Annotated in this window: 11 protein-coding genes; 5 read left to right on the top strand and 6 right to left on the bottom strand. The window is 60.2% G+C overall.

Features of this window, described 5'->3' with window-relative positions; translation table 11 throughout:
* Positions 1 to 6 precede the first annotated feature (6 nt).
* From P9L99_03895 to P9L99_03885, 3 genes are all read left to right on the top strand, one after another.
* Positions 7 to 1,080: an efflux RND transporter periplasmic adaptor subunit gene (locus P9L99_03895; GenBank protein ID MDP8222478.1), complete on the top strand. Its 1,074-nt coding sequence runs from the start codon at positions 7 to 9 to the stop codon at positions 1,078 to 1,080.
* A gap of 12 nt (positions 1,081 to 1,092) precedes the next feature.
* Complete coding sequence (locus P9L99_03890) at positions 1,093 to 4,146, top strand: efflux RND transporter permease subunit (GenBank protein MDP8222477.1); 3,054 nt, start codon at positions 1,093 to 1,095, stop codon at positions 4,144 to 4,146.
* 124 nt (positions 4,147 to 4,270) lie between these two features.
* On the top strand, positions 4,271 to 5,590 hold the full coding sequence (locus P9L99_03885; GenBank protein MDP8222476.1) for a radical SAM protein: 1,320 nt from the start codon (positions 4,271 to 4,273) through the stop codon (positions 5,588 to 5,590).
* A 9-nt stretch (positions 5,591 to 5,599) separates the two neighbouring features.
* Here P9L99_03885 and P9L99_03880 read toward each other — a convergent pair whose 3' ends face one another.
* On the bottom strand, positions 5,600 to 6,931 hold the full coding sequence (locus P9L99_03880; protein ID MDP8222475.1) for a radical SAM protein: 1,332 nt from the start codon (positions 6,929 to 6,931) through the stop codon (positions 5,600 to 5,602).
* Positions 6,932 to 6,933: 2 nt separating this feature from the next.
* A complete protein-coding gene (locus P9L99_03875) occupies positions 6,934 to 8,415 on the bottom strand; it encodes a hypothetical protein (protein ID MDP8222474.1) in 1,482 nt (493 codons plus the stop codon).
* A gap of 122 nt (positions 8,416 to 8,537) precedes the next feature.
* Between P9L99_03875 and P9L99_03870 the strand changes: the two genes are divergently transcribed.
* Positions 8,538 to 9,884: a radical SAM protein gene (locus P9L99_03870; GenBank protein ID MDP8222473.1), complete on the top strand. Its 1,347-nt coding sequence runs from the start codon at positions 8,538 to 8,540 to the stop codon at positions 9,882 to 9,884.
* A gap of 3 nt (positions 9,885 to 9,887) precedes the next feature.
* Here P9L99_03870 and P9L99_03865 read toward each other — a convergent pair whose 3' ends face one another.
* From P9L99_03865 to P9L99_03850, 4 genes are read right to left on the bottom strand one after another with little or no spacing between them, the layout of a single operon-like run.
* Positions 9,888 to 10,943, bottom strand: a complete 1,056-nt coding sequence (locus tag P9L99_03865; protein MDP8222472.1) for an NAD(P)/FAD-dependent oxidoreductase — start codon at positions 10,941 to 10,943, stop codon at positions 9,888 to 9,890.
* Positions 10,921 to 11,676, bottom strand: coding sequence for an isoprenylcysteine carboxylmethyltransferase family protein (locus tag P9L99_03860; protein MDP8222471.1), 756 nt, complete (start codon positions 11,674 to 11,676; stop codon positions 10,921 to 10,923). The genes P9L99_03865 and P9L99_03860 overlap by 23 nt, the downstream gene beginning before the upstream one ends.
* Positions 11,673 to 12,989, bottom strand: coding sequence for a cobalamin-dependent protein (locus P9L99_03855; GenBank protein ID MDP8222470.1), 1,317 nt, complete (start codon positions 12,987 to 12,989; stop codon positions 11,673 to 11,675). The genes P9L99_03860 and P9L99_03855 overlap by 4 nt, the downstream gene beginning before the upstream one ends.
* The gene (locus P9L99_03850; protein ID MDP8222469.1) at positions 12,986 to 13,789 is read right to left on the bottom strand and encodes a phosphoglycerol geranylgeranyltransferase; all 804 of its coding nucleotides are present in this window, start codon (positions 13,787 to 13,789) and stop codon (positions 12,986 to 12,988) included. The genes P9L99_03855 and P9L99_03850 overlap by 4 nt, the downstream gene beginning before the upstream one ends.
* Before the next feature lie 137 nt (positions 13,790 to 13,926).
* On the opposite strand from P9L99_03850, the gene P9L99_03845 reads away from it, so the two are divergent.
* Positions 13,927 to 15,219 (top strand): dicarboxylate/amino acid:cation symporter, encoded by a 1,293-nt coding sequence (locus tag P9L99_03845; protein MDP8222468.1) that lies wholly within the window; start codon positions 13,927 to 13,929, stop codon positions 15,217 to 15,219.
* Position 15,220: the final 1 nt, after the last annotated feature.

The raw sequence follows: 15,220 nt of genomic DNA, 5'->3' as shown, positions 1-15,220 counted from the left end.
CACGCGATGAAACTTCGCAACATCATCATTGCGATTATTGTTCTCGGCCTCGCCGGTTTGATTGCTTTTCGCTTCTTCACCGCCGGTAAGGGTGAGAAAACGCCGAGTATCGATGACGTGCGCCGCGCCGATGGCGTTCCCGTAGACGTTTATGCCATCCAAAACGCCACGTTCGAGAAGTGGTTGGAGAAGACAGGCGCCCTCGAAGGCATCAACCAGGCGTCGATTTACGCCAACATGCCCGCTCGGATCCGCACGGTGCACGTGCAACAGGGGCAAAAAGTCGGCGCAGGGCGCGCGATCGTTTCGTTGGATGCCTTGTCGTCGACGCAATCGTATGCCGCGCGCGAAGGGGCGCGTTTGCAGTACGAGACGGCCAAGCGGGAATTCGACCGCCTTCAGCCCTTGCACGAAGCGGGCGCGCTCAGCGACAGCCAACTCGATCGAGCGCGCCTGGCCATGGACACCGCCCGGGCGGTGTCGCGCGACGCGGCCGCTTCGCTAACGCTTAAAACGCCGATTGCGGGCGTGGTGACTGACGTGCGCGTGCGGGCCGGGCAAAAGGTCGAACCGGGCGAGACGCTGGCCGTCGTCGCCAAGACGGATCAGGCCCGCGTGAAGATGGACGTATCCAGTTCAGACATCAAAAAAATCGCGGCCGGGCAAGTAGCCATGGTCGTTGAAAACGGGGATAACGAACTTGCGTCGGGCCAGGTCTGCTGCGTGAGCCTGTCGGCCGATCCCAAGACGCGGCTGTTTTTGGTGGAGGCCATTCTCGATTCCAACGGCCTCCTGCCCCCGGGAACCCTGCAACGCGTGAAGATTCGCACCGACTTCCAAGAAAACGCGCTGCAAGTCCCGTCTGACGCCCTGCACACCGATGCCAAGGGATATTTCGTATTCGTCGTCGGCGGTGAGAACAAAGCGGAGAAGCGGCCGATCGTCATCGGTCCGCACAATAATAAGATGGTTGTGGTGGAAGACGGCTTGCAGGCCGGAGAACAGGTTGTCGTTTGGGGCGCCAACCTCTTGTCCGGCGGCGAGAAAGTGCAAATCCACAAGGTCGTCGAGCAGCTCTAAGGAGACGCATCCATGTTCCTCGCCAAGCTGGCTGTCCGCCGTCCTGTACTTACCACGATGATGATCATGCTCTTCGTCGTCGTCGGTTTCCGTGGCTATCGAGACCTGGCGCAAGAGCTGATGCCGGAAATCGAATTCCCCTTCGTGATGATTCAGACGATCTACCCCGGCGCCGGTCCCAAAGAGGTCGAAAGTCAGATCACCCAGAGAATCGAGGACGAAGTGTTCTCGGTTTCCAACCTCGAGCGCATGCAATCGCGAAGTTCGGAAAACCTTTCGTTTATCTTTCTCGAGTTTGAGTTGGGCGCCGACGAAGACCTCAAGGCCATCGAGGTGAAAGATAAGATCGAGCGCATTCGCGCCGAATTGCCCGATGACGCCGAGCCGCCCGCGGTGTTCAAATTCAACCCGACCGACGAGCCGATCATGCAGCTCGCGGTCAGCAGCCCGCGCTCGTTGGAAGAAACCTACCGTATCGCCGACGAGAAGATCAAAGACCAACTCGCCAAGATCGAGGGCGTCTCGTCGGTGGACATCGTCGGTGGACGCGAACGGGAAATCCGCGTGGCGCTCGACCGCTACGCCCTGCGCGCCTACGGCCTTTCGGTTGCCGATGTGCTGATGGCGGTGACGGCCGAGAACGTCGACTTCCCCGTCGGCCGCATCATTTCCACTCAGAACGAACTTTCCCTGCGCTTGCAGGCGAAATACGCCAACCTCGACCAGATCCGCGACGTACTGGTCCCCACGCCCCACGGCACGCAGGTTTACGTACGCGACGTCGCGGAAGTCATCGACACCTACGCCGAACCCCGCACCCAAGCCCGATATGCCGGGCGTGAAGCCGTCAGCCTCGAAATCCAGAAAAAATCAGAAGGCAACACGGTGGCGATTTCGGCCAATATTCAAAAAGAAGTTGCCGCCTTGCAAGAAATCTTGCCCAGCGACATCAAAATCGAAACGGTACAGGATTCGGCTGAGTACATCGTCGACTCGGTTCGCGACGCCACGACCAGTATTCTGCTCGGCATTCTGCTGACTGCCGGGCTGCTCTGGCTGTTTTTGCACGACATCCGCGCCACTTTCATCGCCTCGATTTCGATTCCGGCCGCGATTATCGGCACCTTCATGCCGATGATGTTCGCCGGCTTCACCCTCAATGTTATTTCTCTGATGGGCCTGGGCGTCAGCGTCGGCGTGCTGGTAGCCAACGCGATCGTCGTGCTGGAAAGCATCAGCCTGCATATCGCCCGCGGCGAGCCGGCAGATGAAGCGGCGATCAACGGTACCACCCGCGTCGCCATTGCGGTCATCGCTTCGACCGCCACGAACCTGGTTGTGTTCACGCCGATCGCGTTCATGCAAGGCATCATCGGTCAATTCTTCAAGCAGTTCGGCTTGACGGTCGTTTTCGCGACCCTCTTCTCACTGTTCATGTGCTTCACCCTCGTACCGATGCTCGCGGCGGCGTTTTTCCGCCAAGGCGGCAAAAAGCACGAACTTGGCGCCGTCAAAAAGTTCGGCGACGCGTGGGATAAGGGCTATGCGAGCCTGGCCGGCGAGTACAAACGCAGCATTGCCTGGAGCCTGCGCCATCGTTGGGTGATTGTACTCACGGCGGTGGTTGCGTTCTTCGGCGGCGTTATGCTTTTCGGCTTCGTCGGGTCCGAACTCTTTCCGCAGTCCGATCAGAACGTCGTCAGCGTGTCGGTCAAGTTGCCCGCCGGCACCAGCCTGCGCAAAAGCGACGAAGTCTTTCAGGAAATCGACAAACGCATGACCGAGCAATTCGGCCAATATATCGAGGCGGGATTGCAGTCGATCGGAGGCACCACCAGAGGCGTGGAGGAAGGGAACATTGTCTTCAAGCTGATCGACAGCTCCGAACGCGACCTATCGGCCAAGCAAATCGTCGACCGCGCCCGCCCGTACTTGGCCGGGATTCCCGCCGCGGAGATTTCGGTTGGCCTCAGCACCCACGGCCCGGGCCAGGGACTGCAGGTCCAGGTGATCGGCGAAGACCTGGCAAAAATCAACGACTACGCCGAGCAACTCATGGCGCAGATGCGTCAAGTCGACGGCTTGGTGGATATCCGTTCGGATTACGTCACCGGCAAGCCCGAACTGACCTTTGTCCCCGACCGCGAACAGATGGCGGCCTACGGCGTGAACACGGCCATGGTCGGGCAGGTTTTGCGCCTCGCCTTCGAAGGCGAGGTAAAGACACGCTACAAGGAAAGCGACGAGGAGTACGATATTCGCGTGCAGCTCCAGCAAGATCAGCGACGGGTCGCCTCCGACTTTGAAGAAATGTTCCTGCGTATCGGCGACGACTACATTCCGCTGTCTCAATTGGGCGATTTCAGTTTCAGCACCGCTGAAACGGAGATCAACCGCAAGAACAAACGCCGGATGGTCACCGTTAACGCCAACGTCGGATCGGGCACCCTCGGCGATAGACAGTCCGCTCTGGAGACGTTGATCGCCAAGAACATCGACATCGAACCCGGCTACCTGCTTCACTTCGCCGGCCAGTCCGAGTTCATGGCCGAAACCTTCCAGTACATTTTCGAAGCGTTGATTCTAGCCATCATCCTGACCTACATGGTGCTGGCCGCGGTGCTCGAAAGTTTCATCCACCCCATCACCATCATGCTGACCCTGCCCCTCGGATTGATCGGCGTCTCGCTGGCGCTGTTCCTCTCGGGCATATCGCTCAACATGATGAGCTTGATGGCCGTGGTCATGCTCGTGGGCATCGTGGTCAACAACGCGATTCTAATCTTGGACCGCGTCACGCAGTTTCGACTCGAAGGCCTTGCCGTGCGAGAGGCGCTGGTTGAAGCTGCCGGCGAACGCCTGCGCCCGATCATCATGATGAACAGCGCCATCGCCATCAGCCTGACGCCGCAGATCATGGGCAGCGGCGCCGAGTTCCGCGCCGCCATCGCCATGGTCACCATCGGCGGCGTCTTGGTCTCAACCTTCTTTACGCTGTATCTGATTCCCTGCGTCTACACGGCCTTCGACCGTTTTGCGAAACCGCCGCGCGCCCGCGACATGTAGTCGCCCGGAAATCGCCGGCGCCCGCTCGTTTGCGTTGAACGCTTTTGCGCATTCTCACGCGTGCCGCTTTTTGCTATCGTGATGAGGCTTGGACGATTTTGAAATCTTACCGGGAGACAACCTCATGAAACTCCTGCTGGTCAGCCCTTCGCAATTGCAGGATGACGGCACGCCTTTGCGCCGCAAAAAGGCGTTTCTCATTCCCCTGTCGGTTTATCTGCTCGCCGGCCTCACGCCGTCGGATTGGGAAATCGAAGTCGCCAACGACTATACGGACAAAATCAACTACGACGGCGATTACGATTTGGTGGGCATCACGACGACCACTCTGCATTCACGGCGCGGCTACGAAATCGCCGAACAATTCCGGGCTCGCGGCAAGAAAGTCGTGCTGGGCGGTTTTCATCCGACGCTCTTCCCCGAAGAAGCGCAGGAAAAAGCCGACGCGCTTGTCTGCGGCGAAGCCGAACTTATTTGGAAAGACGTTCTGGCCGATGCGGCGGCGGGAAACCTCAAGCCGCGCTACCAGGCCGACCGCTTGTGCGACATGGACCAACAACCCCTGCCGCGCTTCGACCTGATCGACAAGAAGAAGTACCTCAACGACGTCTTACCCGCCGAGGCGTCCCGCGGCTGCCCGTACAATTGCGAATATTGTAGCGTCACGACGTTTTACGGTCACAAATATCGCTTGCGGCCGCCCGCCGATGTGGCGCGCGATATCAAGGCGACCGGCAGCCGTTTCATCGGCTTCGTCGACGACAACATTGCCGGACGTCTCGATTACTCCGCCGAACTTTTCCAGGCGCTGATTCCACTGAAGATTTTCTGGATGAGTCAGGTTTCCATCCGGCTGGCCGATGACGAACGAGTGCTCGCGCTGGCGGCGCGCAGCGGATTCCGATACGCCGTAATCGGCATTGAAACCTTGGACCCCGAGAACCTCGCGGCCGTCGGGAAGAAAAACGTGAACAAGGTGGAGGATTACGTCGCCAAGACAAAACTGTTCCAGAAATACGGCATCACCGTGTGCGCCAACCTCATGTTCGGTTTTGCCAACGACACGCCCGCGACCTTTGAGAAAACCTACCACTTCGTCGAAAAGCATCGGTTCATGGTCAACCCCTACATCATCACGCCGTACCCGGGAACACGGCTGTATGATCGAATGAATGCCGACGGTAGCCTGTTGCACAAAGACTTCTGGCGATACACGTCCTATCAAACGGTCTTCAAGCCGAAGAATTTCACGCCCGCCGAACTCGACAGCCATTTCATGAAGTTTTACATGAGATGCTACTCGTCGAGTTTCATCGCCAAGCGCTTTGTCAAAATGCTTAATTGGCGCCAACCGTGGGGCTCGTTCATGACGCAGGTCGCCGTGGCCGCTAACAGCCTGGCGGTTCGTCACAACCTCAAAAAGGGAATATTGCCCTACTACTAAGCCGGGCGCTTACCAGTAGTCGGGAATGCGGTGCCGCGCCGCGTAGCCGACCTGACTGCCGACGACGAACGCCCCCAACTGAACGAAGAAATCTTCCTTTAGGTTTCGCAAGCGTATCTTCGACAGGGAGCGATTGAAATTGTGGCGCAAGGTGAAAAGTCGCGCCAGCGTCTCGAAGTACAAATCGTCGAGCTGTTCCGGCGTTAGATTCTTCGGCTTGAAAACCGTCTCGTATCCCGTATAGCGCGACCACTTCCGGTGCAACAAGCGCCCCTCGGCCTCCATGCGCTGAAATAGTTTGGTACCCGGAACCGGCGTCAAAATATACAAAAACGGGAACACCTTGTTACGCACCAAAAATTCGTACGTCGCGTCGAACGACTCCGGAACATCCTGGTCGAAACCGAAGATGATGTTCGCCCCAACCAGCACGCCGCGACGGTTGAACTCTTCGATGCGCCGCTCGAATTCCTCCACCTGATTGATGCGCCGATGCACCTCGGCCAACGCCGCCGGATTGATCGACTCAATGCCCATCCACGAGAACCGCAGCCCCGCTCGCACCGCCAGGTCGATCAACTCCGCATCGTCGGCCATGTACATCGTGCTCTGACACATCCATCGAATATCCAGAGGTATGAGCGCCTTGAACAACTCTCGCGCGTAGTCGCGTTGCGCGATGATGTTGTCGTCCGTGAAGGCGATGAAACGGCTGCCGGTCGACTTGATGTTGCGCACGACGTCCGCCACCGGTTTCAAGCGATGCCGCCCGCCGTGATAGGCGGTCACCGCGCAGTAGTCGCAATTCAGCGGACAACCGCGCGAGGATTCGACCGGATACACTTCGATTTTGTAGTCCTGCTTGTTGATCAAGTCGTAACGCGGCACCGGCTGACCGGCCAGTGACGCAGGCCCGTCTGCCACGTATTTCGGCTTCAAGGCTCCGCGCAGAAAATCATCGACGGCCTCGGGCCAAACCATCTCCGCCTCGCCGATGCATATCGAGTCGGCGTGCGCCGCGGCCTCGTCGGGAAAAGCCCACACGTGATAACCGCCCAGAACGACCGTCACGCCGTGCGCCCGAAAACCGTCGGCCAGTTCGTAGGCTCGCTCCGCCGTGGTCGTCAGCGTGGAAATCGCCACGAGGTCGGCCGGTGTAGAGGTGTCCACAGGGTGCACGTAATCGTTCATGATTTCGATGTCGAAATACTCACTGGGCGTCAATCCCGCTACAGTCACCAAACTCAAATTCAGGTTGAGGGAAGCTTTCTTCACGGTGATCAATTCGCCGTCCCGGCCGAAGTGGCTCGGGAGTACCAACAACAAACGTTTTTTCGCCATAGTTAGAAACAACCTCCATGCGCGCGGCCATCATTATCATCATCTGCCGCGTCATCATCACTGTTTTCCACATCGTCAAAACTATCGTCGTCATCATCATCGTCGTCGTCGATAAAGACATCGTTGTCATCGTCGTTGTCGTCGTCGTCATCATCCATGACCGGAAACAAGTCCTCAAAATCGTACCAGACCGGTTCTTTCTCCGGTGCAAAGGCGTCCGTGTCCGAAAGCGCCAATCCGAATTGCATGCGCTCCGGAAGGAAAATCATCGACTGCATCGTCGCCGTGTTTTCGATCGCCGCCTGCATGTTGTTAAGAAAATCCCAGGCATTCTCCACGCTCAAACGTCGCTGGTACGTGTTGTTTACCAACTCCACCGCCGCGTCGTACCGTTCCTGGTGCCGCTCCTCGCGCTCCGGTACGAGCTTATCCTCCCAATTCAAAATAACGAAAATGTCCGGGTAGAAGTTCGGATCATCCGCCGGATAGCGCATCGTGCGTAGAATATTCGAAATTTCCAGCACCGCCGCGGGTGGGTCTTGCGCGCCGCGTACGCCAACGGCCTGCTCCAACAACGACGTGAACAGATGCTCGGTCTCCAGATAGGCGAAGAAATCCGAAATATCGTAAATCTCGTCGCCATTGACATCCGCCGCGCTGATCGCGTGCCGGGCGCCCCAACCGGCCAGTTGCGGTTTGGGGTCGAGAATGCGATCCGGCACTTCATTGAGCGCCAGGCCGCTGTTGAGGATCGCCACCACGCCGGATTCGTTGAACGCGACCGGCGGGCCCAGCGTGCCGGAGTTGCCGATGGTGATGAAGCGCTGCCGGGCCGGATCGTCGGGCGCGTAGGAAATCACGATCGAATGCTCGGCGATCAACATCGGCGCTTCCCACGTCTCGTCGATGAAATCCGTGTTGTGCGCCACAACCAACTCGCCGCCCAGCTCGGGGTCCTCGGCCGTGGCGGTCTCCCAAGCCACAATCGTGGCGCAAAACGCTGCCTTGATGTCGTTGAGGCCGTTGAACGTGATCACATCCCAGGCATCCATGTCGCGGCCCAAAACGTCCGCGTACGGGTCGACGCCGCCCGCGATCATCCCGTCGAAAATGCCGCGCGCCTCGGCGAGCATGTCGGCGTCCTCGAATTCGAAAGTCGAAATAATAAACATCCGCGCCAACTCATACAGCCATGGCGACGCGCCTTCGGGCGGAAAAGCGTACACGCTCATCAGTTCGAAAATGCCGTCTCCCAGGAAATACCCGTGTGCGAAACCCATCTCGTAAGGCGAGCCCCAGACGTGCAGAATCCGTTGGCCTTCATGTTCCCACATCACACCGTGGACCGTAGGCGCTTTGTGAACGCCGGCCGCGGCAAACGCTGATGTCGCAATAAGTAGGACGAGCAAAAACGAGCCGAGGACAGTCCGGAAACGGCAGGTGGGCAAACATAACCAGTTGCGCGGGCATTTTGAAATCTGCACCGTGCCTCCTTTTGTACCCCCGCCGCAATAATACGCATGCGGATGAACGGCCGTCAATTCAAAAACTATTATTTGAGGGGTCACCGGTGGAGAAGGTCGCCGCTTTTGGATAAAGTGGGGCGATGGAAAAACCTAGACTACTGCTTATCGAGCCGACCAAGCTGCGGCCCAACGGCATGCCCGCCCGCATTGCACGCGAAGGAATGCGCACGTTGACCTTGCCCTACCTGGCCGGCATGACGCCGCCGGAGTGGGACGTGTCGGTCCAGGTCGACGCGCTCGACGCAGTGACGGGCCGCGAGCCCGCGGACTTGGTCGGTATCAGCGTCTTGACGCAGCGTGCGCCGCGCGCCTATCAAATCGCCGACCACTTCCGGCGACGCGGCGTAAAAGTGGTACTCGGCGGCGCGCATGTCACGTTGAATCCCGAGGAAGCCGAAGGCCATGCCGACACGCTCGTTCTCGGTGAGGCCGAGTATGTTTGGCGGCAATTGCTCGACGACTTTTCGGCCGGCCGATTGCAGCCACGCTATTGTGCCGACCGCCTCCACGACTTAGACGATCTCGCCGCGCCGCGCTTCGATCTGATTCGCAACAACCGCTATTACACCCTGCTGCGCCCGATCCAGACGACCCGCGGTTGCCCGCATCGCTGCGAATTTTGCACGGTCAGCAGCGTCTACGGCCACACGTACCGGCATCGACCCGTCGAGCAGGTCATTGAGGATATCCGCGCCATACGCGCCACGAGCCGCTACGTCTTCTTCGTCGACGACAACCTCGCAGCCGACCCGAAATACGCCCGCGAACTGTTTGAAGCCCTGATCCCGCTGAAGATATCCTGGTCGGCGCAACTCAACCTGAATTTCGCCGATGACGAGAACCTACTCGCCCTCGCCGCCCGCAGCGGCTTCCAAATGGCCGTGTGCGGCATCGAAAACGTCAACTCCGAAAATCTCGCGTCCATCAACAAGGCCGCCGTCAACGACCCGAAACAGTACCGCGAACTCATCACCCGCTACCGCCGCCACGGTGTGCTGGTGCTGGCCGGAATGATCATGGGTTTCGACACCGACACCGAGGCCAGCATCGCCGAAAACATCGAGTTCATGACCACCGAGCGTCTACCCATCATCTCGCTGTATCTGCTGACGCCCTTTCCCGGCACGCCTCTTTTCGACCGCTTCGCCCAGGAAGGCCGCCTGCTGACCCGCGACTGGTCGCGCTACGACTCGTACACCTGCGTCTTCCGGCCAAGAAACCTCTCGCCGGAACGACTCACGCAACTGTACTGGAAAGCCAACCGCGAAGTGACAACCCTGCGGACGATCCTGCGCCGTTTCTCGCCGCCGCCCCTGCCGCGCCGACGAACCTTCCTACCGGACCTCATCGCCACGGGGCTGGTCTTCACGAACAATCTGGTCCTATTCCGGCGCGACGCCAGGCGTGAGCAACCACCGCAAGTGTGAGAATTAGGAACCGGCCAGCTTGTTGAACAGCAGCCCGCCGACGGCCGGCAATTTTGCGGCAAGAATCGCCGCGTCGAGCAAACGTGGTTTGGTCAGATACGCGGCTTGCTTGATGTGTTTCTCGAATCTCGCCAAGTAGGCCTCGCGCCAACGTCGATCGAAATCCACCGGTCGACCGGCCAGAATCGCTTCCGCCGCCAGCGCTGCGCCCCACAGCGCGTACCATATCCCTTCGCCCGAAAGCGGATCGACATGCCCCGCGGCGTCCCCGATCAAAAGCCAATCGTCGCCCGCCACCGGGGCGCGGAAGAATTCAGCGGTTGAGGCTTGCGGCAGCGTCCAGCCCTGAATCCTGGGCATCGTGCGGTCCAACACCTGGGCGGCAAAAAAGTTGGCGAGTTGCTCGAGCCAATCGTCCTTGTGACTTTGCGGCATCCCGACGCCGATGGATGCCCTGTCCCGCCGGTTGAACACCCACGCGTAGCCGCGGCGGTCGCCGAGAAAGCGGATCAATGCCGACGGCGCGGCGAAATCTTCCACCAACACGTGCGCGCCCAGGGCCAGGTGCTCCCGCGCGATAGCGCCCGCGAAATGCCGCCGCACCAGCGAGTGAACTCCGTCGGCGCCCACGATGATACGCGCTCCCATCACCCGGTGCGCCGTTTGGACGACGTACCCTTCCGCGCTCTTCTCGAAACTCAACACTTTTTGCTGCCGCCACTCGGCCCCTGCCTGAACCGCGCGGTCAAGCAGCGCCTTATCGAGAATCGTCCGGTCGATCGCAAAGGTGCGACCTTTGCCGCGCACCCTGGCCCGATGACCGCCGGGGCTTACCAGGCGCAGTTCCGTGCCGGTCTTGCCTTGCGGTACCAACTCTTCCAATTCGGGGAACATGGCGCGGGCGCGTGCCGAAATGCCGCCGGCGCAAACTTTTTCACGCGGGTGCGAGTGATCGAAAACGACGACGCGCGCGCCGCCAGCCGCCAGCCGTTCGGCCAGCAGGCTTCCCGCCGGTCCGCCGCCGACGACGGCGACGTCAACTTGCGTGATTTTCGTCATGACCTTCGCGCCTCGCCAAACCGCCGGGTTTGAAGTTTCGCCAGAAGTGCAGCGCCACCCACCCGACCGGACCAATCGCGCCGACAAGCACGCCGTGCCACAACACGCCCGTGACGGCGCACACTACGAATCCGGGCACCAGCGGCAGGTAGATGAAATTATTCTCCAGACCCTCGCGCCACGAAAAAGCGCCGCCGCCGCGCCCGTCGCGCCACGGGGCAAACTTCCACGCGAGCCGCGGCACTGCTTGTTTGAACTCGACGTAAGGCTCGCCCAGTTCGGCGGTCAGGCGCTCCTCCTCGTAGGACATCACGGCTAGATAAGTCGCCGGCAAGAGCAGGCAGACAAGCACCGCCCCGGGCCACGGAACCACCAGCGCCATGCCCGCGAGCGTCAGAATATCGGCCAGATAGATCGGATTTCGCACGTGCCGATAGGGACCGCCGGTAATCAGCCCGTCGGTCTGCACATCGACGGCCATCATCCGCGCACCGCCCAGCGTTCCTCCCGCCCAGATGCGAATGATCGACGCGACTACGTTGATGGCCGCCAGCAGCCAGTAGCCGCCGCGCACGAAAGCGTCGTGTTCGACTTGCAGCCACCGGGCCGCATCCCGCAGCAGCGAATCGCCGCTCCACAGGTAGAAGAGAAAGCCGACCCCGCCGATCAGGCTGGCCAACTCAACGCGGTGGGCAAAACACCACCGGCGTGAAAACAAACGCGGCTTGCTCATGGCGGATAATCCAATCCCAACTCGTGATTGCGGCGAAAGCCCCAGTTCAGTGCGATTTGCGTGCCCAGCGTGATCGGATCGAACCACCGCATACCACGGCGGGCGCGGCGGGCGATTTCCGTTAAGGAATAGTATTTTTCACGGAACCATTCCACGCCGTTCATCAGTTCGAGCGCCGACATGCGCGTGGGCCTGAACACCACGTGGTTGCAGTCGTAGTGCGCCCAGTTCGTGTCGGTAATGCGCCCTTCTTCCTGCATCCGATCGAACAGCACGGTGCCCGGCATCGGCGTCACGAACGCCACCTGCGCCACGTCGAGCCTGATGTTGTCGACGAACTTCATCGTGCGCTCGAACACGTCGGGTTCATCGTGGTCGAAGCCGAACATCAAGCCGCCCTCCACGAAAATGCCGCGCCGATGAAATTCGGCCATCGCGTCGGCGTATTTGTCGACCTCGTTGTGCCACTTGGCCGACTCGGCGAGCGACTCGCTCACCACGCTCTCGATGCCGACGAATATCGCGCCAACCTTTGCCGCCGCCGCCGCATCCATGACTTCCTGGTCAAAGGCCATGTCGACCGTCGCCTGAATCCCTAAATACTTGCCCAGTGGCGCCAGGGCCGCGAGTGCCTCCAGGCAATACTCGCGATAGCCGTAAAGGTTGTCGTCGGCGACCATCAGGTGCTTGCGCGTGCACGTCGCCAACTCGGCCTTGACCTCATCGATCGGCCGCCAGTGGTATTTGCCGTCGAAAAACGCGTTGACCGAACAGAAGCGGCATTTGTGAATGCAGCCGCGCGAAAACTGAACGATGTCCAGCGGCGGGTATTTCGGGTTCGTGAATATTTCGCGCCGCGCCCGCGGAACGCTGATTTCGTTCGGGTTCGTGCAAGAGTCGTACACCGGCTGTAACGTGTTGTTCTGCAAATCCCGACACACCTGTTCCCAGACGAATTCGCCCTGCCCCATGACGATTGCGTCGGCGTGCGTTGCGGCCTCGGCGGGTAGAAAAGTCGGGTGCATACCGCCGAGCACAACCGGAATACCGCGTTCCCGAAATTGCGCGGCGATCGAGTAGGCCCGCGGCGCCAGCGCCGTCAACACGCTGATGCCCACCGCGTCGGTTTCGTGCGTGCGGGGGTCCCACAGGTCGACAATCTCGTCGATCGCTTCCACTTCGATATCCGGCGGCGTCGCTCCGGCGATCGTCGCGATACCCAGCTTGTAATAGTGGAAATACGAAGTGCCTTTCGGCTTGCGGCCCACCCGGCGCGACACCTCGGAAGCCGGGGCGACAAGCGTGATTTTCATTCCGTGGCTCCGGCCTGTTTGGACGGCACGGCATGCACCGCCGCGCAGATCGCCGCCAGCGTCTCGCCGACGCGCGGATTCTCTTCGATGGCGGTTCCGGTAATGATGATGTCCGCACCCGCGCCCACCGCCGCCGCGGCTTTGGCGCCGTCCACCACACCACCGCCCACGACCAGCGGCGCATCGACCACGCGGCTGACCGCCGCGATCATTTCAGCCGGTACGGGCTGAGCGCTGCCGGATCCGGCGTTGAGATAAACCAAAGTGAAACCGAAGGCGGCCGCCGCCGCTGCATAGCCGACCGCGCTTTGCCAGTCGTCGCAGGCAATCAAGTCCGCCAGCCCGATGCGCGCCGCGGTGCCGCCCGGTTCGACGGCGATCATGCCGCAACCGACCGGCTGCAATCCCAACGCCGGCAGGTAGGGAGCGGCCTTGGCTTGCTCACGAATTAAAAAGCGCACGTCGCGTGAATTCAGCAGGGAATGGAACAACACGCCGTCGGCCGCGGCAGCCACGCCGGTGTCCGCGTTCGAAGGGAAAAGCACAATCGGCGGTCTTGAAGGGCCGGGATACCGCCTGTCGACCACGTTTCGTATCTCAGCACAAACTTCTTCGACCATGGCGTGCGTGACGCCCGTGGAGCCACCGACCAAAAAGCCGTCGGTATCAGCCTCCAGGGCCAAGGATGCAATACTCCGTACCTGCTCCACCGAATGTTTCGCCGGGTCGAAGGAAGTCAAATGCAGCCTGCGCCTGGTAAGCGCACCGCGAAAAAACTGTTTTAAGTCGCCTGCAAACATCCGCTTTGCCCTTGTTACGGTACTATCGATAAATATCTCTCGGCGAAATTTACCGTATTTGCTGCAAATTTGCACGAAAATCCCAACTGGACTATTTTGTCCACAGCAACCTATCCACGCAAGCAGGGGAGACAACGATGCCGGTGTCACAAGCCGCGCCATGGAAATCAACGCCGAAAAAGCGCCCCTGGCTCTTGCCGGTCCTGATGCTGAGCGGCGCGACGCTCGGTTTTCTCGTCGGCGGGTTCGGCGGCCCCTACTGGACCCAACCCGGAGTCGCCGTGGCCGCCGCCTTTGTAGATTTACTCGGTGACCTGTTTATTCGCCTGCTGAAAATGGTCATGGTGCCGATTGTGGTCACGAGCATGATTCTGGGCATCGCCGCTTTCGGCGACGTGCGGAAGATCGGGCGCACCTTCGGCGCGACCCTCGCCTATTACATCTCGACGACCCTGATTTCCGTGTCGTTGGGTATCGTCCTGGTGCTGATCATACGGCCGGGAATCGGTGCCGACACCGCCGCCGACGCCGTGCGCACGCTGCCGCATTCGATGCCTTGGTACGAGGCGCTCTTTGACGTCTTTCGCGACATGGTGCCCGCCAACCTCTTTGCCGCAGCCGCCGAGGGTCGGGTTCTCGGCTTGATCGTCGCCTCGCTGATTTTTGGTGGGCTGCTCACCACGCTGGGTTCGCGCGGCGCGAAAATCATCGAACTGGTCGAGATCATTAACGAAGCCATTTTCAAGTTCGTGCGCATCGTCATCTGGCTCGCGCCGATCGGCATTTTCGGTTTGGTCGCCGCGAAAATCGGTGAGGCGGGCGGCGGCGCGGTTGTCGGTCACGAATTGGCAAAATTACTGCGCTACGCACTGACGGTCATCTCCGGCCTAATGATTCACGCGGTGATTATCCTGCCGCTGCTGCTCGTGTTCTTCGCGCGGCGCAATCCTCTTCGTCAGGCGGGACAATTCTCCGAAGCCTTGCTCACCGCCTTCACGACCGCCTCCAGTGCCGCATCACTGCCGATCACGCTGCGCGACGCCCGACAAAACGCCGGCCTATCCGAGCGAACCTCCGGCTTCGTGCTGCCGCTCGGCGCCACGATCAACATGGACGGCACGGCGCTATATGAAGCCGTCGCCGTAATTTTCATCTGCCAAGCCTACGGCATCGATCTCAGCATCCCCCAGATTATCGTGATCTGGCTCACCGCAACCCTCGCCGCCATCGGCGCAGCGGCAATCCCCGAAGCCGGGCTCGTCACCATGGTCATGGTGCTCAGCGCCGTCGGCGCCCCCGAGGAAGGGATATACATCATCCTGTCGATTGATTGGTTCCTCGACCGCTGCCGTACGACGGTCAATGTTTGGGGCGATACGGTGGGTACGGCGATTATCGACCGCCACTTTGCTCCGCCTCCGGAGGCGTGAA

This window comes from Candidatus Lernaella stagnicola, from assembly GCA_030765525.1.
GTDB classification, from domain to species: domain Bacteria; phylum Lernaellota; class Lernaellaia; order Lernaellales; family Lernaellaceae; genus Lernaella; species Lernaella stagnicola.
Note: the sequence above shows the minus strand (reverse complement) of the source record. Positions and strands in the feature narration are given on the sequence as shown.

Excerpts from the sequence above, each read along its gene's own strand:
- P9L99_03870 (MDP8222473.1), top strand. The coding sequence starts at position 8,538 with ATGGAAAAACCTAGACTACTGCTTATCGAGCCGACCAAGCTGCGGCCC.
- P9L99_03855 (MDP8222470.1), bottom strand. The coding sequence starts at position 12,989 with ATGAAAATCACGCTTGTCGCCCCGGCTTCCGAGGTGTCGCGCCGGGTG.
- P9L99_03850 (MDP8222469.1), bottom strand. The coding sequence starts at position 13,789 with ATGTTTGCAGGCGACTTAAAACAGTTTTTTCGCGGTGCGCTTACCAGG.
- P9L99_03890 (MDP8222477.1), top strand. The coding sequence starts at position 1,093 with ATGTTCCTCGCCAAGCTGGCTGTCCGCCGTCCTGTACTTACCACGATG.
- P9L99_03880 (MDP8222475.1), bottom strand. The coding sequence starts at position 6,931 with ATGGCGAAAAAACGTTTGTTGTTGGTACTCCCGAGCCACTTCGGCCGG.
- P9L99_03885 (MDP8222476.1), top strand. The coding sequence starts at position 4,271 with ATGAAACTCCTGCTGGTCAGCCCTTCGCAATTGCAGGATGACGGCACG.
- P9L99_03860 (MDP8222471.1), bottom strand. The coding sequence starts at position 11,676 with ATGAGCAAGCCGCGTTTGTTTTCACGCCGGTGGTGTTTTGCCCACCGC.
- P9L99_03865 (MDP8222472.1), bottom strand. The coding sequence starts at position 10,943 with ATGACGAAAATCACGCAAGTTGACGTCGCCGTCGTCGGCGGCGGACCG.
- P9L99_03845 (MDP8222468.1), top strand. The coding sequence starts at position 13,927 with ATGCCGGTGTCACAAGCCGCGCCATGGAAATCAACGCCGAAAAAGCGC.
- P9L99_03895 (MDP8222478.1), top strand. The coding sequence starts at position 7 with ATGAAACTTCGCAACATCATCATTGCGATTATTGTTCTCGGCCTCGCC.